The 22,352-nt window shown below is 40.2% G+C and carries 24 protein-coding genes; 11 read left to right on the plus strand and 13 right to left on the minus strand.

The window, feature by feature from the left end:
• The first annotated feature begins 89 nt into the window (after window positions 1-89).
• Window positions 90-1,127: a DUF475 domain-containing protein gene (locus tag BEGALDRAFT_RS06075; RefSeq protein WP_002684786.1), complete on the plus strand. Its 1,038-nt coding sequence runs from the start codon at window positions 90-92 to the stop codon at window positions 1,125-1,127.
• Window positions 1,128-1,562: 435 nt separating this feature from the next.
• Window positions 1,563-2,267 (plus strand): IS982 family transposase, encoded by a 705-nt coding sequence (locus BEGALDRAFT_RS06080; RefSeq protein ID WP_456297502.1) that lies wholly within the window; start codon window positions 1,563-1,565, stop codon window positions 2,265-2,267.
• Between the two features lie 33 nt (window positions 2,268-2,300).
• On the opposite strand, the gene BEGALDRAFT_RS17995 is transcribed toward BEGALDRAFT_RS06080, so the two are convergent.
• Window positions 2,301-5,396 (minus strand): PAS domain S-box protein, encoded by a 3,096-nt coding sequence (locus BEGALDRAFT_RS17995; protein ID WP_002684788.1) that lies wholly within the window; start codon window positions 5,394-5,396, stop codon window positions 2,301-2,303.
• A 492-nt stretch (window positions 5,397-5,888) separates the two neighbouring features.
• Here BEGALDRAFT_RS17995 and BEGALDRAFT_RS06095 point away from each other — a divergent pair, with 492 nt between their 5' ends.
• Window positions 5,889-6,443 carry a Smr/MutS family protein gene (locus BEGALDRAFT_RS06095; RefSeq protein ID WP_002684790.1) on the plus strand — a complete coding sequence of 185 codons (555 nt, stop codon included), beginning with the start codon at window positions 5,889-5,891 and terminating at the stop codon, window positions 6,441-6,443.
• 37 nt (window positions 6,444-6,480) lie between these two features.
• Here BEGALDRAFT_RS06095 and BEGALDRAFT_RS06100 read toward each other — a convergent pair whose 3' ends face one another.
• The 8 genes from BEGALDRAFT_RS06100 to rpsP all read right to left on the minus strand — a co-directional run bounded on the left by BEGALDRAFT_RS06100 (window position 6,481) and on the right by rpsP (window position 11,652).
• Window positions 6,481-7,269 (minus strand): alpha/beta hydrolase, encoded by a 789-nt coding sequence (locus BEGALDRAFT_RS06100; protein ID WP_002684792.1) that lies wholly within the window; start codon window positions 7,267-7,269, stop codon window positions 6,481-6,483.
• A gap of 72 nt (window positions 7,270-7,341) precedes the next feature.
• Window positions 7,342-8,106, minus strand: coding sequence for an NRDE family protein (locus tag BEGALDRAFT_RS06105; RefSeq protein WP_002684795.1), 765 nt, complete (start codon window positions 8,104-8,106; stop codon window positions 7,342-7,344).
• 50 nt (window positions 8,107-8,156) lie between these two features.
• On the minus strand, window positions 8,157-9,026 hold the full coding sequence (locus BEGALDRAFT_RS06110) for a thioredoxin fold domain-containing protein (RefSeq protein WP_002684797.1): 870 nt from the start codon (window positions 9,024-9,026) through the stop codon (window positions 8,157-8,159).
• 19 nt (window positions 9,027-9,045) lie between these two features.
• A complete protein-coding gene (locus BEGALDRAFT_RS06115) occupies window positions 9,046-9,534 on the minus strand; it encodes a YajQ family cyclic di-GMP-binding protein (protein WP_002684799.1) in 489 nt (162 codons plus the stop codon).
• A gap of 188 nt (window positions 9,535-9,722) precedes the next feature.
• Complete coding sequence (gene rplS, locus BEGALDRAFT_RS06120; protein ID WP_002684801.1) at window positions 9,723-10,100, minus strand: 50S ribosomal protein L19; 378 nt, start codon at window positions 10,098-10,100, stop codon at window positions 9,723-9,725.
• A complete protein-coding gene (gene trmD / locus BEGALDRAFT_RS06125) occupies window positions 10,097-10,846 on the minus strand; it encodes a tRNA (guanosine(37)-N1)-methyltransferase TrmD (protein ID WP_002684802.1) in 750 nt (249 codons plus the stop codon). Before trmD ends, rplS begins: the two co-directional genes overlap by 4 nt.
• Before the next feature lie 30 nt (window positions 10,847-10,876).
• Window positions 10,877-11,386, minus strand: a complete 510-nt coding sequence (gene rimM, locus BEGALDRAFT_RS06130; protein ID WP_002684803.1) for a ribosome maturation factor RimM — start codon at window positions 11,384-11,386, stop codon at window positions 10,877-10,879.
• 2 nt (window positions 11,387-11,388) lie between these two features.
• Window positions 11,389-11,652, minus strand: a complete 264-nt coding sequence (gene rpsP / locus BEGALDRAFT_RS06135) for a 30S ribosomal protein S16 (protein WP_002684804.1) — start codon at window positions 11,650-11,652, stop codon at window positions 11,389-11,391.
• Between the two features lie 303 nt (window positions 11,653-11,955).
• Here rpsP and BEGALDRAFT_RS06140 point away from each other — a divergent pair, with 303 nt between their 5' ends.
• The 4 genes from BEGALDRAFT_RS06140 to BEGALDRAFT_RS06155 all read left to right on the plus strand — a co-directional run bounded on the left by BEGALDRAFT_RS06140 (window position 11,956) and on the right by BEGALDRAFT_RS06155 (window position 13,891).
• Window positions 11,956-12,303 carry a hypothetical protein gene (locus BEGALDRAFT_RS06140; protein ID WP_002684805.1) on the plus strand — a complete coding sequence of 116 codons (348 nt, stop codon included), beginning with the start codon at window positions 11,956-11,958 and terminating at the stop codon, window positions 12,301-12,303.
• A complete protein-coding gene (locus BEGALDRAFT_RS06145; protein WP_002684806.1) occupies window positions 12,300-12,857 on the plus strand; it encodes a hypoxanthine-guanine phosphoribosyltransferase in 558 nt (185 codons plus the stop codon). The genes BEGALDRAFT_RS06140 and BEGALDRAFT_RS06145 overlap by 4 nt, the downstream gene beginning before the upstream one ends.
• Window positions 12,854-13,600 carry an S-methyl-5'-thioinosine phosphorylase gene (locus BEGALDRAFT_RS06150; RefSeq protein WP_002684807.1) on the plus strand — a complete coding sequence of 249 codons (747 nt, stop codon included), beginning with the start codon at window positions 12,854-12,856 and terminating at the stop codon, window positions 13,598-13,600. Before BEGALDRAFT_RS06145 ends, BEGALDRAFT_RS06150 begins: the two co-directional genes overlap by 4 nt.
• Before the next feature lie 93 nt (window positions 13,601-13,693).
• Entirely contained in the window at window positions 13,694-13,891 is a 198-nt protein-coding gene (locus BEGALDRAFT_RS06155; RefSeq protein ID WP_002684808.1) for a hypothetical protein, read from the plus strand.
• Between the two features lie 230 nt (window positions 13,892-14,121).
• On the opposite strand, the gene BEGALDRAFT_RS06160 is transcribed toward BEGALDRAFT_RS06155, so the two are convergent.
• Entirely contained in the window at window positions 14,122-15,042 is a 921-nt protein-coding gene (locus BEGALDRAFT_RS06160) for a hypothetical protein (RefSeq protein ID WP_002684809.1), read from the minus strand.
• A gap of 82 nt (window positions 15,043-15,124) precedes the next feature.
• Here BEGALDRAFT_RS06160 and BEGALDRAFT_RS18000 point away from each other — a divergent pair, with 82 nt between their 5' ends.
• Window positions 15,125-17,887: an EAL domain-containing protein gene (locus BEGALDRAFT_RS18000; RefSeq protein ID WP_002684810.1), complete on the plus strand. Its 2,763-nt coding sequence runs from the start codon at window positions 15,125-15,127 to the stop codon at window positions 17,885-17,887.
• 75 nt (window positions 17,888-17,962) lie between these two features.
• On the opposite strand, the gene BEGALDRAFT_RS06170 is transcribed toward BEGALDRAFT_RS18000, so the two are convergent.
• Window positions 17,963-18,286 (minus strand): (2Fe-2S) ferredoxin domain-containing protein, encoded by a 324-nt coding sequence (locus tag BEGALDRAFT_RS06170; RefSeq protein ID WP_002684811.1) that lies wholly within the window; start codon window positions 18,284-18,286, stop codon window positions 17,963-17,965.
• A gap of 287 nt (window positions 18,287-18,573) precedes the next feature.
• On the opposite strand from BEGALDRAFT_RS06170, the gene BEGALDRAFT_RS06175 reads away from it, so the two are divergent.
• Window positions 18,574-18,831 (plus strand): heavy-metal-associated domain-containing protein, encoded by a 258-nt coding sequence (locus BEGALDRAFT_RS06175; protein ID WP_002684812.1) that lies wholly within the window; start codon window positions 18,574-18,576, stop codon window positions 18,829-18,831.
• Window positions 18,832-18,920: 89 nt separating this feature from the next.
• Here the strand turns inward: BEGALDRAFT_RS06175 and pgsA are convergent, their stop codons facing one another.
• Both pgsA and uvrC read right to left on the minus strand, forming a co-directional pair.
• Window positions 18,921-19,478 (minus strand): CDP-diacylglycerol--glycerol-3-phosphate 3-phosphatidyltransferase, encoded by a 558-nt coding sequence (pgsA, locus tag BEGALDRAFT_RS06180; protein WP_002684813.1) that lies wholly within the window; start codon window positions 19,476-19,478, stop codon window positions 18,921-18,923.
• Window positions 19,475-21,304 carry an excinuclease ABC subunit UvrC gene (uvrC, locus tag BEGALDRAFT_RS06185; RefSeq protein WP_002684815.1) on the minus strand — a complete coding sequence of 610 codons (1,830 nt, stop codon included), beginning with the start codon at window positions 21,302-21,304 and terminating at the stop codon, window positions 19,475-19,477. The genes pgsA and uvrC overlap by 4 nt, the downstream gene beginning before the upstream one ends.
• A 113-nt stretch (window positions 21,305-21,417) precedes the next feature.
• Here uvrC and BEGALDRAFT_RS06190 point away from each other — a divergent pair, with 113 nt between their 5' ends.
• Together BEGALDRAFT_RS06190 and BEGALDRAFT_RS06195 are read left to right on the plus strand one after the other, a co-directional pair.
• Entirely contained in the window at window positions 21,418-21,654 is a 237-nt protein-coding gene (locus BEGALDRAFT_RS06190; RefSeq protein WP_157237553.1) for a hypothetical protein, read from the plus strand.
• 443 nt (window positions 21,655-22,097) lie between these two features.
• Window positions 22,098-22,352, plus strand: coding sequence for a DUF4212 domain-containing protein (locus BEGALDRAFT_RS06195; protein ID WP_002684817.1), 255 nt, complete (start codon window positions 22,098-22,100; stop codon window positions 22,350-22,352).

Consider the following 22,352-nt stretch of genomic DNA (forward strand, 5'->3'; position numbering starts at 1 on the left):
CGCTCTAAACTACAAAAGCCTGACAAATCATATTAAGAAATGTCAGGTTTTTTTGTTCCTTTTTTTCACCTTTCACACTGTGTATGGCTATGGATAATTTACGTTTTTTTAAAAGTTCTTTTTGGGTTACAGGTATCGGATTATTTCTAGGGCTTCTTTTGGGATATTTTTATACCAATACCATCACAGGCGCACTGTCTAGTTTATTCATCGTCGCCATTCTCGCAGTTTTAGAAGTCTCACTCTCATTTGATAATGCGGTTGTTAATGCAAAAGTATTAAACAATATGACCGACGTTTGGAAACATCGCTTTATCACATGGGGGATGTTGATTGCCGTTTTTGGAATGCGTTTAATCTTTCCCCTACTGATTGTTGGGGTTGCCGCTCATTTAAATCCTATTGCAACGTTAAATTTAGCGATATTTAATCCTGAAAAATATGCCGAAATTTTAACCGCTGCACATATTCAAATTTCAGGCTTTGGCGGTGCATTTTTGGCAATGGTTGCCTTACGCTACTTTTTTGATAAAGAAAAAGATATTCATTGGGTAAAATTGATTGAAGAGCCATTAACCAAAGTCGGACGGATTGCAGCGGTTGAATTAGGTTTAGTTTTATTCTTAATGTACCTTGTTTCCTCAGAATTACCCGAACATGAAGCCCATCAATTTTTAGTCGCGGGAATTTTTGGTTTAATCACCTACATCATTGTCGACGGTATTGGCGCGCTGATGGAAATAGATGAAAAAGATATTGAAAGTATGCACAAAGCCAGTGCTGCGATGTTTGTTTATTTAGAAGTATTAGACGCAAGTTTCAGCTTTGATGGTGTCATTGGTGCATTTGCGCTAACCAATAATATCTTTATTATTATGATAGGCTTAGGTATCGGGGCAATGTTTGTGCGTTCTTTAACGATTATGTTAGTAGAAAAAGGCACATTGGCAGAATATCGTTATTTAGAACACGGCGCATTTTACGCAATCGCCATTCTTGCCTTTATTATGTTGACGGATAGCTTGTTACATATTCCTGAAGTCATCACAGGTTTAGCGGGTGCTTGCCTAATCGGGCTTGCTATTTGGTCATCTGTGGTTTGGAAGCGTAAACACGTGGCAGAGTAAGATTTAATTTAACCTGAGTTCAGCGAGATTTTAAAAAAAGACAAGCAATTGTCTGAATCAGAATTCACAGAATTTTCAGAATTAGCAGAATTTAAAACCCTTAAACTAAAAAATTAAGGTGAATCATGCTTTTTAATTCTGTGAATTCTGATTCAGACAAACAGAGACCTGCTAAGTTTTCAAAACCTAGCAGGTCTCTGTTTTATTTTATCTCGTAAAACTCAGGTTAATTTAACGCGAGTACGGCGAGATAATAGATATAAAACAGAGGATTAATGATAAAAGCAGAATAAAAGCGGAATGGAAGAAATAAAAAGTTGTACCTAAAGGAAAAGTAAGAATAATGGAACATCACTAAACGCCCACCCCCACTTTCCAAAGGTACAACCATGGATATGATAACAATCCTGTTCTGCTCAATCGACGACTTTTGTAATCGGAAGTGATGACCTTACTGGTCGGGTCAGTTATCAACGGTTTGTTGAGTTATCCCAGTCAGTGATGATACCGCTCAGTGCTTACTTGCACAGTCGGCGGGTAAACTCTCGCGGGATTGCCTTCATTGACTCAACCCCGTTAAAGGTTTGCCACAATCGGCGAATTTCACACCATAAAACCTTTGCAAACCTCGCACAACGGGGGAAGAACTCTATTGGGTGGTATTTTGGCTTTAAATTGCATTTAGTCATTGATGATACAGGGGAATTAATCTCCTTTTTTCTCACCGCTGCGAATTTTGATGACCGCAAGGGCTTAAGGGCGATGACGCAATTTATTCAAGGCAAGTTATACGGTGACAAGGGCTGTATTTCTAAGGCATTAAAGGCTACTTTGAAAACGCAAGGCATTGAATTAATCACGGGTGTCCGTAAAAACATGAAAAAAGAGCCGCTCAGTGAATTTGATACGATAATGCTAAAAAAACGCTCCTTGATAGAAACCGTCATCGGTCAACTTAAATCATTCACTCAGATTGAACATACGCGCCATCACAGTGTCTTGGGATTTATGGTCAATGTCATTGCGGGGCTTATTGCCTATACTTGGAAGCTCCTTAAGCCTTCTTTGATGTCTCGTATCAATCCCAAACTTGATGATGGCTTTAATTTGTTAAATCCTTCTCAACCTATTTTTATTTAAGTCATTTTTCGCCGTACTCGCGTTAATTTACTTTCATTCACTGCTTGGATTTAAAGGTTGATTGTAAAAGCGATAACATCCACGTCCTGCTTTTTTTGCGTCATACATCGCTAGGTCGGCAAATTTCACCAATTGTTCTAAATCCTGCCCATCATCAGGATAGGTGCTGATGCCAATACTTGCAGATATATGTACGGTTTCTGCATTCAGTGTAAACGGTTCTTGTAGTGTATTAATAATCCGTGTTGCCATTAATCCTGCATCTTTAGGGTGTTGTAATTCGGTTAATATCACCGTGAATTCATCCCCGCCTAAACGAGCGACTGTATCTGTTTCGCGGACGCTGGCTTTTAACCGCTCGGCAATTTGTTGTAGTAATAAATCACCAACGGCGTGACCTAAGTTGTCATTAACGGGTTTAAATCCATCAATATCAATAAATAATAGGGTAAATAAACGTTGATGACGATTAGCCCATGCTCGCGCTTGTATTAAATTATCGTGAAATAATAAACGATTGGGTAATCCTGTTAAGGAATCGTAATTCGCTAAATAGCGGGTGTGTTCAATATCTTCTTGTAGGCGAGATATATCGCTAAGAATCGCCATGTATTGCAAGGGTTTTTTCTGTTCGTCGGTAATCAGTGAAATACTGAGCCATGCAACGTAAAGTTCTCCATTTTTTTTACGATTCCAAATTTCTCCTTGCCAATGTCCTGTTTGTTCAATGCTTTGCCAAATCTTTTGATAAAAGGCTTTATCATGTCGTCCTGAGGCAAGAAAGTGGGTATGTTTGCCTAAGACTTCTGCAACGGGGTAGCCTGTGATGCGGCTAAAAGCAGGGTTAGCGCGGAGTAGTTGGTGATTTAAATCGGTAATAAAAATACCATCGGCGGTGGTTTCAAACACGGTTGCAGTCAGTTGTAAATCTTGTTCTGCTTGTTTTTGTGCACTGATGTCTTCAATCATCCAAATATCGCCTTTTTCGAGCGAATTGGCATCAACGGTTGTGCCTACTAAACGCGCCCAAAAAGGTTTTTGTTTCTTTGTGTGCATCAGATATTCTGTGGTGAAATTTTCTCCACGCGCAAAGTGGGCACTGGCTTGTTGGCTGATATAGGAGTAATTATCAGGACGAGCGCATAGTTGTTCGAAAGTCATTTGATACAGTTCATCAGTGCTATATCCCAATAAACTGGCTAATTTGCGATTGACGCGGATAAATTGACCTTGTTTAACGTAAGCAATCCCAATAATGCTGTTTTCTAAAATAATTTCTAATTCACTGACGGTATCACGCAATTCAGATTCAAGGCGATATCGTTCTGTAATATCGATAGAAACGCTAACTAATCCTGTGATTTGTTTTGTGTCGTCGATGAGGGGGATGTATTTATTTTCTAGGACGATGTCGGATAATTTGGTTAGATTACTGAGGGTGTTACCTGTGTTTAATGCTAGTTGAATACAGTTTAATTCTTGTGGGAATCGATATAAGACGTTGTAAATCGATTGCCCTACCAATGCATCACTTTTATGCCCTAAGAGTGACAGGGATTTCCCTTGTGAAAATTGAATTGTGCCTGATTTATCGATGACGGTTAGGATTATCGGTGCAACATTAATCACAGCTCGCAAGCGTTCTTCACTTTGGCGTAATGCTTGTTCTGCTTGTTTTCGGGCGGTAATATCGCGAGTAATGGCATAGACGCTTTGTTGTTCGACACGCGGGTAGGCTGTCCAAGAAACCCATCGGTAATGTCCATCTTTACATAGCCAGCGATTTTCAAAATCAAAAATAATGTTGCCTTCCATCATTTTACGCATCACTTGGCGGGTTATATGATGGTCGTCAGGATGTACAAAATGCAAAATGGGTTGGGCTAATAGTTCTGTTTTTGTCCAACCTAATACCCGTTCCCATGCGGGATTTAGTTCGATAAATCGTCCCTGAAAATTGCTAATGGATTGCATATCAACTGAGAAATTAAATAAACGGCTACGTTCTTCTTCAACTTGTTTGCGTTCAGTAATATCAATTAATGTGGTTAAAACCAGCAGTTGTCCATTGGTTTGTGGCAGGCATGAGCTGGTAAACAGGATATCTAATTTTTTACCTTGACGATTTTGAATGTGCCATTCGCCTTCGGTCTCTCGTTGTTGGCTTAATAATGCTTGGTAACGTTTACGCCATGTGGCGTGTTTTGTATCGGGAATAATATCTGTAACACAATGCCCTAATAGTTCATCTGCTTGGTAGCCATATAATTGACAGTATGCAGGGTTAACCCGCACAAAACATCCTTGTTCATCGGTCACACAAATGCTGATTTTACTGACATCAAAAATGGTGGTTAATAAAGCTTGGCTTTCTTGTAAGGCGTATTCAATGCGTTTATGTTCTGAAATATCGACATAAATGCCGACAATTCGATAAGGCACTTCTTGCGCATCCCACAGTGCAGCCGCACGAATTAATATCCAGCGATAACTTTGGTCTTTATGTTTTAAACGATATATTCCTTCATAATCGGTAATCCTTTTATCTAAATAGGCTTCTAGGGTATTCCACATTCGTGCAAAATCGTCGGGATGTACAAAACGACTGATTTCGTCTAATTCGTCTGGAATTTCATTATCTTCATAGCCTAACATTTGTTTCCAGCGAATAGAGATATGCACTCGATTGGTGAGTAAATTCCAGTCCCACATGCCATGATTCGCGCCTTGCATGGCAAGTTGAAAACGTTCTTCACTGTCTCTTAATTGTTGTTCTACCTGCTTTTGCGCGGTAATATCTGTTGCAACGGCATAATAATAGGGATGTTCTGCAATCGTATTGAGCGACCATTGCAACCAGCAATAATGCTCCTTATCGATGCGCCAGCGAGCGATAAAATTCAGACAAGTTTGTTGTTGTTGAGAGGCTAGGTCTAAGAGTTGTTGAATATTGGCTTGTTCATCAGGATGCAACCATGTTAATAAGGAAGTATTAACAATCGCTTGTTTTCCTAAATGTGTTTCCCACGCAGGATTAGCTTGGATAATCGTACCCGTTGTATCGATGATACAAAGTAATGCAGCAACGTGATTAAAAAAATCATGAGCAGTAGGGGCATGGGTTGCCATAAAAGTTTTTACAACTCGCGTATTAAAAAAGTATGCTGATAATCAGGCTTAATTGCTTGAGTAAACAGTTATTATCTATTCATCCACCGCAATGTATTACCTTATCATAATCAACGATGAAAGCGGGATAATCTAAAAATCTAACTTGAATCATTCAAGGTTTATTAAATAGTGTTTGTATAACAGTATGTTAGTTATCATTAAAAGTGATAGACATACGTATGTTATTTATAAAAACTTGTCAAACTTAGGTAACTTACGTTATCAAATCCTGCTTCATTTTCCTGTCATAAGATATATTAAACCATAATTTAATCTGTTCTTTTTTTATTTGACTATAGGCATAAATGGCTTACTTTCATCAGCTCAAGCCTTGTGTTATGTTCCTTTACCCGTATAAGGGCAGGCAGTAGGACAAGAATCCATTTAAAATAATGAATATGTCCGTTGTGAAGCATTAAGATAAATAATCGTTCAGGGTCGTTGCGTGGTATGGCTAGTGTTGATAAAGAGGATGAAGCAGACGAACAAGTGCTGTTTCGTGCAATGATGGAGAAATCAGGGGTTGTTCCAAATCCGCCCGCTAATCGGGTGTTAGACATGCCACCGCGTCCCCGCCCTATTCCACGCCAACGGTTTTTAGAAACGGAACAGGTCAAAGTAGATATGTTGTCCGATGCTTACGACCCTGCTGAGTTGGAAACGGGCGAAGAATTATTATTTCTGCGTGCAGGTATTCAGCAAAGTTTATTCCGTCGTTTACGACGTGGGCAGTTAAGTGTTGAAACTGAGCTAGATTTACATGGTATGACCGTGCCCATTGCGCGGGAAGCCATTGCTGAATTTTTACGTTATTGTCAAAGTCGTAACATTCGCTGTGTGCGAATTATTCACGGCAAGGGCTATGGTTCATGGCAAAAACAGCCTATTTTAAAAGTAAAAGTGAACCATTGGTTACGTCAACGTGATGAGGTGCTGGCTTTTTGTTCGGCACGCCCTGTTGACGGGGGGACAGGAGCTGTCTATGTGCTGTTAAAGCATGGATAAGAACAGAGTAGCGTTTCTACCCTGTTCTTTAAAAAAACTATTTGGCAAGTTTCTGTTTATCTAGCCAATTGAGTATGTAATCTGCAACGGATTGCCAGTTTAACTCTAACATCATCCCATGCGCTGTTTTTGGGAAAATCTTCATATCTGCGCGGTGTGTGCTCGCTGTCCAATACACAATAGCAGGCGGAAAAAATACATCATTTTCAGCCCCTAAGACTAACATAGGGATATTGGTTGGGCGGTGGGGGGGCATTTCTAAATTTAGCAAATCTAAAACTGCTTGATGGGATTCATTCTGCATATAGGTGAAATACTCTTCAACCTTTTCATCAGGCATGTTAGGAGAAAAAAGCGCGCGTTTCATCGCAACGGGGTTAATAAAATGTGTCCCAAAACTTTGCAACACGCCAAATTGCTGAAAGAGTAGCGGGTCTGTTAAAGACATGTAAAACGCAGAGCTATTAATCCCATTCGGCGAAACCGAATTCATTAAAATAACTGCCTGACAGGGATATTGTTCCATGTAGCGTTGTGCCACCATTCCCCCCATAGAATGCCCAACAATAATCGGGGCTTCCTCTAAATTCAGGGTAATGCTTGCAATATCTTCTACATAATCCTGAATGCTTGCACTACGCAAATTTCCCCCACTTTTACCATGTCCGCGTAAACTCACGGCATAGGCGGGATAGCCCTGTTTTGCAAAGTAAGGGAGAAAATGTACATCCCAGCAAATTGCGCCAATGAAAGCCCCATGAATAAAAACAATCGGCGGTTTTTGGGTAGGCGTTTTAGGTAAACGTTTTATAACTTCTAGTTCCATAAGTATTATTGTTAGCTGAGACAGCACGTGCATTGAGTGGATGAGATGAATATTGACTTCGTTTTTACAACGTTACTGCACTGTAAATTGGTAATTAACGACTTTTTCTAAGTCCCCTGTTGCATTAAAACTACGCTCACAAAAATCGACAATTCCTACGGTATTAATACGCAATACAGTAGAACTGCGTGTTCCATATTCAGGACTGACAATAAAACGTGGAGAAAGCAGGCGTTCCCATGCCAAACTCACGCCAGTTTTAGGTAATTGTGCATCGGCAACGGGTGTTCTATCTGCCAGCACGTCAAATAAAGCAGTTAAGGGGAAATCTTGATTTAAAAGCGTTTGCAGCGCGTTTTTTCCCGCTTGTACTTTGACCCATGGCGTATTTAAAAGATGATTACTCAGCGCATGCACACCTGCAGGCACAAGTTGATAACCTGCACTGCGATTGCTAAGGTAATATAATTGTTGCAGATTGCCTAATAATAAGTTAAATCCTTTATATAAATCAGCTTGTTGTAAGCAATTCGTTATATAGGCAGTTAATGTTTGTGATGTGCGTAAAAAATCGCTGACGAGCAAGCCACGAGAATAGGAAGGTAGGGAAGGCGTTTGTTGTGCTTCACGATAATTTGTGAGTGCGGCAAATTGTCCTTGTTGCGTGATACCCATCCATGTGCCTCCATTTTGTAAATCGCGTCCTGCCAACAAATTTGGCGCATCTGACCAGAAGTGAGCGGCTAAGGTGGGGCGAGCGTGAAACTCATCTCGATTGGCAGCGATAATGAGCGGATAGCGTGGATGTGTTTGATAAGCGAGTAGGATTAGACACATAAAAAAATGGCGTAATTGGGGAATTACGCCATTTTATCGCGAGTGGGGGATTATTTCTCGCTTAAGTGAGGGACTGATTTTTGAGTTAAATAGGCTAGCAAGCGGTCAGCAGGCACATAACCAGGTAATAACTCCCCATCGGATAACACTAATGCAGGTGTTCCTGTCACGCCTAAAGTTTGTCCTAATTCGAATTCTTTAGACACAGGATTATTACATTGTGCAGGCTTCACCGTTCCTTCTGATTTTGCGACGGTTAATGCGTTATTACGGTCACTTGCACACCATATGCTGACCATTTTTTGATAAGTTTCTGAACCGACACCCGCACGAGGAAATGCTAAATAGCGAACTTCAATGCCTAATTCATTCAGTTTCGGGACTTCTGTATGCAGTTTTCTACAGTAACCACAATCAATATCAGTAAAGACATTAATCACAAATTTTGCTTTTTCTTTAGGGGAAAAAATGATCATGTCTTTTTGATCTAAGGCATTGATTGCCGTGACACGTAAACCATTACGTTTTTGTTCCGTGACATTAACCCCTGTTTTAGTATCACGTAAATCACCAACCAGCATATAACTGCCATCTTCATTCATATAAACCACTTCCATGCCGACCATGACTTCATACAAGCCTTTAATGGGGGAGGGTTTGATTTTAATTTGATCTAATTTATCTGCACCCGCTAAGCGTTTTAAAACATCACGGAGTGAATTAGGAATATCAGGATTATTATCAATTTCGACGTTTTTTGTCGTCGTCGGGGCGGCAGGCGTTGCGGGGGTAACAACAGGGTCTTGCATGGGTTGTACGGTCACTGCATTGCTAGTGGTATTAGGGGTTGCTAATTCATTGTTTGCAAAACTATTGTAAGCAGACAATGCAAGCAATGCTGCCATAAAACGCATAAACATAACAAGATACCTCAATAGATTAATCACGAAAATTAGTAAACTGCAAGGGTTGTTCTAATTGCTGGCTTTGCGTTTTTAACAAGGTAATCGCCTCTTGCAAATCGTCGCGTTTTTTACCTGTGACACGCACTTCATCGCCTTGGATAGCGGCTTGTACTTTCAATTTACTATCTTTTATTAATTTAACGATTTTTTTCGCCAGCTCACTAGGAATACCTTGCTTAATTAGCCATGTTTGACGGGCGCGACGGTTTTGTGTTTCTGCCTCTTTGGGGTCTAATGCAGAGAGATCAATCCCTCGTTTCGTAAGTTTAATGCGTAAAATATCACCCATTTGTTGCAGTTGAAACTCTGTTTCTGCATGAAGAATTAAGGATTCTTCGGTAAGTTCAACCTTAGCATCAGCCCCTTTAAAGTCGAAGCGTGCAGTAATTTCGCGATTTGTTTGGTCAACTGCATTGGTTAACTCATGATTATCGACGGTAGAAACAATATCAAAGGAGGGCATATTGCTGACCTATTCGGTTATATAAGCAGTTAGATAATAAATATAGAGGGATTGCTAGGCTAGTGAATTGATATGACTGAGAGGCTAGCAGATTCAATGCGGGTGTTATGTGATTGATGTATGAGGAACACATGAGTTAAGACTGCCAACTAGATGACAGTCTTAATAAAAAATGGTGTAACGCTAGATTACGCTTGGGTAGTATTCGTATCGCGTTTTGCCACAATTTTTTCTTTAATACGCGCTGCTTTACCGCGTAAATCACGCATGTAGTAAAGTTTCGCACGGCGGACATCGCCTTTACGTTTTACTTCAATGCTGGCAACTAAGGGGCTGTGGGTTTGGAAAACCCGTTCAACGCCTTCACCGTGGGAAATTTTACGCACAGTAAACGCAGAATTCATACCACGGTTACGCTTTGCAATTACAACACCTTCAAAGGCTTGTAAACGCTCGCGGTCGCCTTCTTTCACTTTCACTTGAACAATAACTGTATCACCTGCGTTAAAAGAAGGAACTTCTTGTTTTAACTGTTCTTGTTCTAACATTGCAATGATTGGATTCATTTTATCTTCCCGTCATACTCAGTAATAAATTCATTCAATAACGCCTGTTGTTCAGGCTGTAAATTGAGGTTAATCAGTAAATCTGGTCGTTTTAACCAAGTTCGTCCTAAGGCTTGTTTATGTCGCCACCGTGCAATATCGGCATGATTGCCATTTAAAAGCACTGCGGGAACACTTTGCGCATCAATTACTTCTGGGCGTGTATAGTGTGGACAATCGAGTAAGCCTGCATAAAAAGAATCTTCTGATGCAGAATCTGCATGACCTAATGCACCTGGTAGCCAACGGGTTAAAGCATCAATCAGAACCATTGCCGCCAATTCCCCACCACTGAGCACATAATCGCCAATAGACCACTCTTCGTCGATGTCGTGTTCAATCACACGCTCATCAATGCCTTCATAACGCCCTGCAACTAGCAATAAGTGCGGAAATTGTGAAAGATAAGCCACGCCTGTTTGATCTAAGCGTCGCCCTTGCGGAGAGAGGTATAAAACCCGCGTATTTTCACCCAGTGTCTGTTTAGCTGTTTGAATCGCCGTGCGTAAGGGATAAACCTGCATCACCATACCAGGCCCGCCCCCATAAGGACGGTCATCAACATGACGATGTTTGTTATCAGCAAAATCACGCGGATTCCAGTAACTGAGGCGTAACAAACCATTTTGCACTGCCCGTGCCGTGATACCGCCACAGGTGAGTGCATTAAACATTTCAGGAAACAGCGTGATAACACCAATCTGCACGTTAGATCCTATGACTTTAAACCGCAGGAACTAAAAATCTGTGTCCCATTCCACCTGTATGGTGCGATTTTGCAAGTCGATGGCTTTGATAAAAACGGTTAACACAAAAGGAATCAAGCGTTCTTGTTCTTCACCCTTGACGACTAAAACGTCATGAGCACCTGTTTCTAAGAGGTAATCGACAGTTCCAAAACACACACCATCTTGGTTTATAACCGTTAAACCAATTAAATCAGACCAGTAATATTCCCCTTCGATTAAGGGGTGCAATTGGGTTTTTGCAATCGCAATATCAGTCCCTAAATAGGGTATTGCTTGATCACGGTCATCAACCCCTTGCAGTTTGGCAATAATGCCTTTGCCGTGTTCTCGACCATCTTCCACAATGACATCACGCCATTGACCTTGCTGACAAATTTGCCAAGGGCTATAGGTGAGAATATTGGCTAGTGGGTCAGTGTAGGAATACACTTTAACCCAACCTTTAACACCATACAGACCGTTAATGCGTCCTAGCATCACGCGCGTCTGTTCTGTCATGCTTAGCAAGCCGCAGGAATGGTTTTCTTGGCGTTATCTTTGATTAATTTGGCGACCACTTCAGAGGGTTGTGCGCCAACACTTAACCAATAGCTAACACGGGCAACGTCTAAACGCAGACCTTCTTGTTTGTCATTGGCAACGGGGTTATAGAAACCGATGCTTTCTAAGTAATTGCCATCACGACGACTCCGAGAGTCTGTCACAACAACATGATAAAAAGGACGTTTTTTAGAGCCACCACGGGATAAACGGATTGTAACCATAGCTATTCTGTCACCTTAAGAGCAGTACGCAATAGTGCCTACAAGTTAATGAAAAATTCAAAATTATAGACGAGAGATAGTCAATAGGGAAGGGGAAAGGTATAATTTCTTATTTAATCCTGTAGAACAGCGTGATAAATCGCTAATGGCAATAGCTTATATGCGTCGATATATCAGCCTTAAAAAGGTTTAAGAAGAGAAAAGATAGGAATAGACCAATGTCTGTCTAAATCTGAGCACGCAATTTTTTAGATAGTTTATACTGTTAATCATTGAGTATTGATAATTAGGAGGAATTATCGTATGGCTGACGATGCAAATAACTACGATGATCATTTGGTTGAATCGCATCTCAATCATTTAACGGAGCAATTAGAAGCACAACGCCGTAAAATTGATGAACAGATGAATAAGCATATTCAGGATATTCAATCACTAAGTCGCCAAATTACACAACAACATCAAAATGCTCATACTGAAATTTATTCACAACGTGAAAAATTATCATTGCTAGATGAACAAATTAGTGAAATTAGCGAAAGTATCGAGCGACAAAGTCAATATTTGTCACAAGCAATTCATCAAGTCATAGGAAACTTACCCGATATTCAGCCTGAAAAAAGTAACCGTCGTAAGGATCAATCAGCGTGAGCACAATTCCTCTTTCTGAAATTCAACAAGTTTTAGATGAAGCCGATTTAATTTACAGTGCCCCCGAAGTTAATCAAGCAATTAGCAATCTTGCTAATCAAATTAATCAACAGCTTGCCAACCAATATCCGTTATGTCTAACGGTCATGTTAGGCGGTATGATTTTTAGTGGTCAATTACTCCCCCAACTCAATTTTTTACTAGAAGCGGATTACATTCACGCAACCCGTTATCGTGGTGCAACACAAGGGGGCGAAGTCTTGCATTGGCTAAAAACGCCTGAACGTTCTCTAAAAGATAGAATCATTTTATTAATAGATGACGTATTAGACGAAGGTGCGACGCTCTCTGCCTTAGTTGACTATTGCCAACAAGCAGGGGCAAAACGTGTATTAACCGCCGTATTAATCGATAAAAAACGTCAACGCCAAGGATTACAAAAAGCGGATTTTGCTGCACTCACTTCCCCAGACCGTTATATTTTTGGCTATGGTATGGATTATAAAGAACAATTACGCAATGCAGCAGGTATTTACGCGGTAAAAGGATTATGACTCAATTAGCAATCATTGGCGGTACAGGTCTGACCGCATTAGAAGGGTTAGAAATTACCCACAAACAAGTATTGCCCACCCCTTACGGTGAAGCCTCTAGTCCCATTATTCATGGGGTTTACGCAGGCAAAAAAATTATATTCCTGCCCCGTCACGGTGCACGCCACAATATTCCCCCTCATAAAATCAACTATCGTGCAAATATTTGGACACTCAAAGAACTAGGGGTAGAAGCAGTTATTGCCGTGGCGGCTGTTGGGGGAATTCATCCTGATATGCAAGCAACTGACCTTGTTATTCCTCACCAATTGATTGATTACACATACGGACGAGAACATACATTTTTTGCGGATGATTTAGCCCATGTCACTCATATAGACTTTACAGAGCCTTATTGCGAACAATTGCGCCAGCAACTGCTTATAGCAAGCAACACATTAACGACAAAAGTCCATCATCAAGGCGTTTACGGCGCGACTCAAGGCCCACGCCTAGAAAGTACCGCCGAAATTAACCGTATGGAACGTGATGGCTGTGATATTGTCGGTATGACAGGAATGCCAGAAGCCGCGTTAGCACGCGAATTAAACCTATGTTACGCCTGTTGTTCTGTGATTGTGAATCCTGCGGCGGGACGTGGTTTAAAAGAAATTACTATGGCAGATATTGAAGCAAATCTGAGCTTAGGCATTGTTAATGTACGTGCTTTATTAACAGCTTTTTTGAATCAGTTTAATACCTAACTCCCGCTTTGCGAGATTCAAAAACTAAAACCGAAGGTTACTGTATTTTACGCCTGAACTCAGGTTATCTGATTCAGACAATACGATACTATCATGAAAAAACACACTTTATTTTCTATCTTCATCCTTACCACTATACTGGCGAGTTGTTCAACACAAGCATGGTATAGCGCGGCACAACAGCGCAATCAACAAACTTGTTTAGATGACCCCAGCAATAAATTAGAAAAATGCCAAGAACAACAAATGAGTTATGACCAATATCAACGGGAACGTGAGAAAGTAAAATAACCTGAGTTCGGCGAGTTTTTTTAAAAAGACAACAGTTTGTCTGAATCAGAATTTTCAGAATTAAAAAGACAAGAAAATTAAAAGAATAAAAAATTATGTTTTTAATTCTGCTAATTCTGAAAATTCTGTGAATTCTGATTCAGACAAAAAAAGACCTGCGAGGTTTTGAAAACCTAGCAGGTCTCTGTTTTACTTTAAAAACTCGCCGAACTCAGGTTACCTTAGCTATATCAAATCATTTCCCCCACCTGAGCGAACGCGCTTCGTAACTGATTAATTTCTGTTTCAGCATATAAACCCTCACGATAGCGTTTTATGGCTTCCGTGACTTGTCCTAACTGTAACAGCATCATCACACTTTCATAATCTCGCCCATCGGCTTGTGCTAAATATAAATACTCCTGATAACGTCCTTGTTCTTTCAATATGCGCAAATAACGATTAATTAACGCATCCGCATCATAAGGCTGACCTGTATCCACCTGCTCATCCGTCCAATCAGCCAGTAAATTTGACTCTTGCCACAAAGGTTGCTGAGTTTGCCCCTGTAAAATTTGCTGTAAAGGCAAATAATCCCAATTAAATTGTAATGCATCTAAAGCAGTATCAAAAACATACACCATATAATGCGCAAGCTGTGCCTGCCATACGGTTAATTTTTGTTGCCAAAGTTGACGACTTTTATGAGACAACACCGTTTTTAAAAAACTATCTGCCCATAACTCACTCATATCCGACAATAAACGAATATAATTTGCCTGTGCCACAAAATCCGCATGACTTGCCTTATCTTGTGAAATTTTATGAAAGGTTGCTAAAGCGACTTCTAACAATCCAACGGTGACTGCCTCTAATAAAATCAGTGCGGTATGTCCTTGTTGCAAAGATAAATATTGTGGTACTGTGGCTAACAAACTTTCTATATCCCCGCCATGTCTAACTAATTGCTGAATTGCCTTCGTATCAAGATGAATCGGTAATTCTGACATGATAGGAGCACATCCTGATTCTTCTGCTTGCCACTGTATCAATTGCTCCAGAATAGCCGCCTCTAAATGGGGTTGCTTTTTAATTAAAAGATTGATCAAAAAAATTAACTTTACTGGCTCTAACTCAGACAATTGTTTCTGTAACGTATCATCATTAGACATAGGTGTGATTCCTAAAAAATGTGTGATGGAAAAGAACTTGCTTATCTCTTTTCTACCTGACTGCAAAATACATTGATTTCTTATGCCCAATTTTTTGTTAAAAAAACCTTATTTAGCATTACTATTAGTCACTTTCATCGGATTAAGCCTTTCCTTTACGAGCTTTACCTACACAAAACAATGGGAAACACAAGCCTTTATCCAAGAAAAAGAGGTTTTACTCAATCAATATATTCGTTTACTTCGTCAATCCTCATTGACGATAAACACCTTATTAAACTCTCTGCGCAGTTTATACACGCTACAACAACAAGTTAAACCAGATGACTTTAACTTATTGACGAATCAGGAGTTATTAAACGACTGGATTTATGGATTTTTATGGCTACCACGCATTGATGACAGCCAGCGTCAAGCGATAGAACAACAACTTGCTCGCCCATTTTGGGATATTGATGCACAACAACCCCGTAGCCCTGCACCCATACGCGCCGCGTACTACCCTGTTTTATTGGCAGAACCACAACTCCATGTTGAAAACTTACAAGGCTTAGACCTCAGTCAAAACTACTTACATCCTTACCCCTCGCATTCATACGATAGTCGCCTTATTACGATTAACAACCCCCAACAACCGACAGAACTGCAACTACATGTCTTTCTGCCAATTTACGACCCGATAACACAACCTCATATCGCTGGTTTTTTCACCATTGTTTTACGCATTAATACGTTTATTGAAACCCTCTTACGCCCCGCTAAACAACGTCAAAACCTCTTTTTAGTCATTCGTGATGCCAATACCGAACAACTGATTTACGCCCCAACATGGTACAAACCGACAGATAAAAAAATATTACAAAACAATATACTACGTAGCATTCCTTTGGATTTTGAAGGGCAACATTGGCAAATAGAATTGCAGTATCTGGCAGAAAACACAGGGGAACAATATCACTATGCATGGATTGTTTTACTTGTCGGCTGTTTATTCACAGCAGGCTTAGTACGTTATCTCTATGTCATTATTAACAATGGCGTACAAACTGAACAACTGGTACAACAACGCACACAAAATTTACTGGAAGTTAATCAAACTCTCAGCGAAGAAATGCAAGCTCGTGAGCAAATGACCCTTGCCTTGATTGCGGCGGAAAAAAAATACCGCGCTATTTTTGAAAATGCGATAGAAGGGATTTTCCAATGTGACCCTGACGGTCACTTTTTACGTGTGAATCCTGCCTTTGTACGCATGTTTGCCTTTCACAATATGGCAGAAATTTGTGCTATTCACTGCCATAACAACAAAATTAATTTATTTCTCAATACCCAACAATATCAAAGTTATTTAAACCGTCTTAATCGAGATGGCGAAGTAAAAGACTTTGAATATCAAGCAGTCTGTGCTAATCAAGAAATTATCTGGGTGAGTGAAACCACAAAAGCTGTTTATGACAAACTCGGAAAACTAACGCATTATGAAGGAATTATCGAAAATATCACCGAGCGAAAAAAACAAGAAGAAAAACTCCGCTATGCCGCTTCACACGACACATTAACAGGGCTGCACAACCGTAGCGCGTTCACTGAACGGCTGACAACGTTAATCAAACAACAACATGCACACTTTTTAATCAGTAATATCATTAGCTTTGCCGTTTTATTCGTCGACTTAGACCGTTTTAAAATTGTCAATGACAGTATGGGACATCTTGTTGGCGATAAACTCTTACAAGCCGTCGCAAAGCGATTGCTAACAAGCACGCAACACGCTAATACTCATATTGCCCGTTTTGGGGGCGACGAATTCGCTTTACTGATGGAAAAAATATCAAACCTCAACACATTAGAACAATACATTGAAAATATTCAGAAACAACTCAGTCAACCCTATGAGCTAGAAGGGGAAACTTTCGTAACGACTGCAAGCATTGGTATCGCCCTCTCTTCAGCACATTATTTAAGTGCCGATGAAGTGCTACGTGATGCCGATACCGCCATGTACGCCGCGAAAAAACAAGGGTTAGGCAAATACGCCTTTTTTCAACCCAAAATGCACACGCACGTTGTACACCTAATGCGTATGGAAGCTGATTTGCGTAAAGCTTTTGAACGAGAAGAATTACAAGTTTACTATCAACCCATTATTTCCCTAGAAAATCAACATACGGTTGGTTTAGAAGCCCTCGTCCGTTGGCAACATCCACAACGCGGGCTTATTCCGCCCGATGAATTTATTCCACTTGCAGAAGAAACAGGTATGATTCAAGAACTTGGACGTTGGGTATTTCAGGTCGCTTGTAAACAACTACGCAAATGGCAACAACGCTACCCGCAACACGCGCAACTGGGAATTAATATCAACGTCTCAGCTATTCAATTTAAACAACCGCGTTTAGTACGAGATATTCAAGATATTTTAGAAAAAACAGGCGTAAGTCCGCGCAACTGTCGCATAGAAATTACCGAAAGTGCGATGATGTATAATCCAGAAGAAACATTGAAAATTTTAAAAGAATTAAAAGAGTTAGAGTTACAACTCTATATTGACGATTTTGGGACAGGTTACTCATCACTGAGTTATTTACAAAAATTTCCCATAGACGCGCTAAAAATCGATAAAAGTTTTATTCGAGATTTAGACAATGACAAGCGTTCTTACCAAATTGCACAAGCTATCATTGCCTTAGGTGAGGCATTTAACTTAAAAACGGTTGCTGAAGGGGTAGAAACACAAAAGCAATTATCACTTTTAAAAAGTGTGCATTGTCATCAAGTGCAAGGCTTTCTTTTTTCACGTCCTAAACCACTTGCAGACATAGAGAACTATTTGCAACATCACTGATTGAGATTGAATAACACAACGGGCAGGGCTTATAAAAAACCCTGACCTTGTCCATAGATGAGATAAAACTAAACCTTACCAAACATCTTTTGGCACAACTAAACGTTCAACAACTTCATCACCAATTAAATGTTGCTCAAAAATCTCACTGACATCGTCAACCGTCACATTGCCATACATAACCCCTTCAGGATACACAACAACGCTTGTACCCAGTTGGCAAGGACCTAAACAGCTAGATTGGGCAATAGAAACCGTTGCAAATAAGTTACGGGCTTGCCATTGACGAAAAAATTCATCAATGACGGGTTTACAGCCACGTTCGGTACAAGAGCCGCGAGGATGTCCAGCAGGACGGCTTTGGGCGCAAACAAATACATGTTTCTGTGGTCTTGGCATAACAGTTCTCCAAAAAATAAATATTTCTATCGCTCTGACGCTGAAGACTTCAAGCAGTGGGTCTTATCTTTTTTAACCCCCGCGACCCTTTTTCGCTGAAGACAAGCATAATGTTACGCAAAGCAGAATTTGATTACCACAGATTTTCTCGGTTATTTACCCTAACTGGCGCGATGACTCAGCAAAAAAAGATTAGGATAACCTGAGTTTGCCTTTATATTTAGTTAAATGTTAAATTTAATCAAAATATTATTGTTTTTAAATTGTTATGATAGAGGTATAAAACAATGGAACAAGTGATTTTAGCCAGCAATATCAAATGTAGTGGATGTGCAAAAACGATACAGGAAGGGCTAACAACTTTAGCAGGGGTTCAACAAATCACGGTAGATGTGCCTGAGGGTAAGGTCACTGTTACAGGGGATAATTTACAACGCAGTGCATTAACGCAAAAACTCGCTGAATTAGGCTATCCAGAAAAAACGGCAACGAGTGGATTAGTGAATATTATGCAGAAAGCAAAGGGTTTATTTGCAGGGAAATAATTTTTTTGTTCGTTTAGAAATAAAGCCCTTACAGATTTTTAAAAATCCGTAAGGGCTTTTTTATGGATAAATCCTGATTCAGGCAAAAACTACAGCCCATCTTTTAAAAGGAGTGGTAAAGCCGCTCGCAGATATACAAACATCGACCAAATGGTTAAGACTGCTGCCACGTAGAGCAGGACAAAACCAATATAATCCGTCGGTAATGTGAATATCGGCTCATGATAGAGTAAGAGGGTAATTGCCAACATTTGAGCGGAAGTTTTGACTTTGCCAATATGAGAAACAGCGACCGTCGCACGTTGTCCAAGTTCTGCCATCCACTCGCGCAGTGCAGAAATCGTGATTTCTCGCCCAATAATAATGGCGGAAGGAATAGACATCCACGCGCTAGGGTGGGCTTCTACCAAAAAGACTAAGGCAACCGCAACCATGAGCTTATCTGCTACAGGGTCAAGAAATGCACCAAAAGCAGAAAGTTGATTCCAGCGTCTAGCCAGATAGCCGTCAAACCAGTCAGTTATCGCCGCAAGGGCAAAAATCAAGGTGGTTAATTCATTAGCCCATGCGCTCGGTAAGTAGTAAGCACCAATAAACAGGGGAATTAAGACGATACGTAATAAAGTAAGTGCGTTTGGTGTTGTCACGTGGTTAAAAAGAATTCGTAAATTTTCTGTGCTAATTGTCGACTAATTCCCGGTACTCGTGCAAGTTCTTCTACACCTGCACGCGATACGCCCTGTAGTCCGCCAAAGTGATTAAGGAGTTGTTTGCGTCGTTTCGCACCGATGCCTGCAATGTCTTCAAGCACCGATTTTTGTCTGGCTTTGTGACGTTGTTGTCGATGTCCTGTAATGGCAAAGCGATGAGCTTCATCACGAATTTGTTGGATAAGGTGCAACGCGGGGGAATCTTTTGGCAGGATTAATGGGTTTTCTTCATTGGGAAAAATAAGGCTTTCTAGTCCTGCTTTACGTCCCATGCCTTTTGCAACGCCAACAATACGAACCTGAGTTAAATTAAAACTTATCAATAAGTCATGTGCGATTTTGACTTGTCCCGCGCCACCGTCAATAAAGAGTATATCAGGTAATATGCCCTCTTCTTGTACTTTACTAAATCTACGGGTTAATGCCTGTTGCATTGCCGCGTAATCATCTCCGCCCGTAATCCCTGTAATGTTGTAACGTCGATAAGCGTTTTTACAAATCCCTTCCGCATCAAAAACCACACAAGATGCAACGGTTGCCTCGCCTTGCGTATGGCTGATATCAAAGCATTCTAAACGCTGGGGTAAGGTTTCTAAATGTAAGGCAATACTTAAGGCGGCAAGCCGTTCGCGGTGATGACTGGGTTTGTGCTGTTGCAAGCTATGTTTAGCATTCTCAAGTGCCATCTCTATCCAACGCGCTCGTGTACCGCGCACATTTTGGCTCAAACGGGTATGGCGTTGGCGTTGTTGCTTAATCGCCTCAGCCAATGTCGTAATATCCTCTAATGTGGGATAAATCAAAATTTCATCAGGAATATCATGCGTATTACTCAGATAATATTGCGGAAGAAAAGCATCTAAAACGCTGGCAGGGTCTTCGCCAATCTCTTGTTTAGGAAAATAGGCACGACTACCTAATTGTCGCCCATCGCGCACGGTCAGGGTTTGCACACAGCTAATGCCGTTTTCCACGATACAAGCAACAATATCGACGTTTCCTGCATCAGTGCTTACATATTGCTGGGCTTGAATTGTACGCAAATGATTAATTTGGTCACGATAATGCGCTGCTTTTTCATAGTCTAATTGTTCAGCAGCCGTTTTCATTTTATCGACGAGAGTATTTATCACATCGTGACTTTTACCTTCTAGGAATAAAACCGCGTGTTTTACATCTTCTGCATAAGTTTGCGCATCAATCAAACCAACACAAGGCGCGCTACAGCGTTTAATTTGGTACTGCAAACAGGGGCGGGAACGATTGCGGAAAAAACTATCATCACATTGACGAATAGGGAAAATTTTCTGCATCAAGTTAAGACTTTCATAAACCGCTTTAGCATGGGGATAAGGACCAAAATATTTTCCTTTACCCCGTTTTGCCCCACGATGTAGTCCTAATTGCGGGAAAGGATGGGCAGAGAGATAGATATATGGATAACTTTTATCATCACGTAGCAGAATGTTGTAACGCGGTTGATGGGTTTTAATCAGCGTATGTTCTAATAATAACGCCTCACATTCAGTATGAGTAATTGTGATTTCTATCTGGGCAATTTGCGCAACTAGTGCACGAGTTTTGGGTGATTGGTCAGATTGAGTAAAGTAACTACTAACCCGTTTTTTTAAGTTGCGGGCTTTACCAACATAGATAATCGTCCCTGTTGCATCCTGCATCCGATAAACCCCTGATTTATTGGGAAGGGTTGCAAGAAAGCGTTTTGCATCAAAGAGGGGAAAGGGTTGTATTTTTAGGGACATAATGGATAAACTAATAATTAGTTACTATTTAGGTAGGATAATCGCCCAGAAAGCTATCAGATTTATATCGATACTATTCAATGTGAGGGTGAACCTATTTCTACTCAAAAATTTTGGCAACAACGATGTTTTTGGTTAAATTAAGTTACCTGTTAGCTCAAGAGCAACAAGGTGAGCTTTTTTCTCAAAAAAATGATTTAAAACCATTAGAAAAATTAGGGCATCGTTTTTATTATCATTATTCCTGTCAAACCGCTACAGGAGAAATAAAGGGATATCAACATAAAATTGTTGATTGGGAAGCAGTAGCTTTATATCGCAAGCTAAAGAAAAACCCAGATTTTTATTAATTTTAGTAGCACGTTTAAGCAATTTATAAAAACAATTTATCACTAAAATTATAAACGCTTATTGATATTCCATCGCGCTGGTTTTTCCCGTATATTAATACGCCTAAATGATAAATTTGAAGTGACCATTAAAAAGACGATTGATAATAAAAAGTTATCATTTATCCGCTTTGCGGAAGGTAGGTTAACGATAATAATGAAAGTCTGTTATCCATTATAAAAAATGCACTGTTTCCCGTAGAAAAGCAGGCAAAACTACCTAAATGCACCAAGGAGACCCTTCATGTTAGTAGCTACACAATCCTTTAACAGTTCTGTTTAAGGATTTTGTGTCTTCCTCTTAAATTCTATTCCCACAACAACATTCAACATATTCAACACACAATTTTATTTGTTGGTGGATGACAGTATGGTGACTGTTGCGCATTTCTTGGAGTATGAAGATGAACATTACCGAAAAACAAGCCGAATATTGGCATAAAAATCTTTTGTGGACAGGCATTTTATTAACCCTTTGGTTTATTGCTACTTTTATCGTTATTTTCTTTGCAAAAGAACTCAATCGCTTTACCTTTTTTGGCTTTCCCGTTGGTTTTTACATGACTGCGCAAGGGTCTATGTTTCTCTATGTGCTAATCATCGGTTTTTATGCTTGGAAGATGAATAAGCTAGATAATCAATATGATGTAGTGGATTAA

The organism is Beggiatoa alba B18LD (genome assembly GCF_000245015.1).
Classification (GTDB): domain Bacteria; phylum Pseudomonadota; class Gammaproteobacteria; order Beggiatoales; family Beggiatoaceae; genus Beggiatoa; species Beggiatoa alba.

Coding starts and splice junctions, on each gene's coding strand:
- BEGALDRAFT_RS06160 (WP_002684809.1), bottom strand. CDS start 15,042: ATGTCTAATGATGATACGTTACAGAAACAATTGTCTGAGTTAGAGCCA.
- BEGALDRAFT_RS17995 (WP_002684788.1), bottom strand. CDS start 5,396: ATGGCAACCCATGCCCCTACTGCTCATGATTTTTTTAATCACGTTGCT.
- BEGALDRAFT_RS06155 (WP_002684808.1), top strand. CDS start 13,694: ATGAAAAAACACACTTTATTTTCTATCTTCATCCTTACCACTATACTG.
- BEGALDRAFT_RS06115 (WP_002684799.1), bottom strand. CDS start 9,534: ATGCCCTCCTTTGATATTGTTTCTACCGTCGATAATCATGAGTTAACC.
- BEGALDRAFT_RS06170 (WP_002684811.1), bottom strand. CDS start 18,286: ATGCCAAGACCACAGAAACATGTATTTGTTTGCGCCCAAAGCCGTCCT.
- BEGALDRAFT_RS06150 (WP_002684807.1), top strand. CDS start 12,854: ATGACTCAATTAGCAATCATTGGCGGTACAGGTCTGACCGCATTAGAA.
- BEGALDRAFT_RS18000 (WP_002684810.1), top strand. CDS start 15,125: ATGCCCAATTTTTTGTTAAAAAAACCTTATTTAGCATTACTATTAGTC.
- BEGALDRAFT_RS06095 (WP_002684790.1), top strand. CDS start 5,889: ATGGCTAGTGTTGATAAAGAGGATGAAGCAGACGAACAAGTGCTGTTT.
- uvrC (WP_002684815.1), bottom strand. CDS start 21,304: ATGTCCCTAAAAATACAACCCTTTCCCCTCTTTGATGCAAAACGCTTT.
- BEGALDRAFT_RS06105 (WP_002684795.1), bottom strand. CDS start 8,106: ATGTGTCTAATCCTACTCGCTTATCAAACACATCCACGCTATCCGCTC.
- BEGALDRAFT_RS06195 (WP_002684817.1), top strand. CDS start 22,098: ATGAACATTACCGAAAAACAAGCCGAATATTGGCATAAAAATCTTTTG.
- BEGALDRAFT_RS06100 (WP_002684792.1), bottom strand. CDS start 7,269: ATGGAACTAGAAGTTATAAAACGTTTACCTAAAACGCCTACCCAAAAA.
- rimM (WP_002684803.1), bottom strand. CDS start 11,386: ATGACAGAACAGACGCGCGTGATGCTAGGACGCATTAACGGTCTGTAT.
- BEGALDRAFT_RS06075 (WP_002684786.1), top strand. CDS start 90: ATGGATAATTTACGTTTTTTTAAAAGTTCTTTTTGGGTTACAGGTATC.
- BEGALDRAFT_RS06175 (WP_002684812.1), top strand. CDS start 18,574: ATGGAACAAGTGATTTTAGCCAGCAATATCAAATGTAGTGGATGTGCA.
- rpsP (WP_002684804.1), bottom strand. CDS start 11,652: ATGGTTACAATCCGTTTATCCCGTGGTGGCTCTAAAAAACGTCCTTTT.
- BEGALDRAFT_RS06110 (WP_002684797.1), bottom strand. CDS start 9,026: ATGTTTATGCGTTTTATGGCAGCATTGCTTGCATTGTCTGCTTACAAT.
- rplS (WP_002684801.1), bottom strand. CDS start 10,100: ATGAATCCAATCATTGCAATGTTAGAACAAGAACAGTTAAAACAAGAA.
- BEGALDRAFT_RS06140 (WP_002684805.1), top strand. CDS start 11,956: ATGGCTGACGATGCAAATAACTACGATGATCATTTGGTTGAATCGCAT.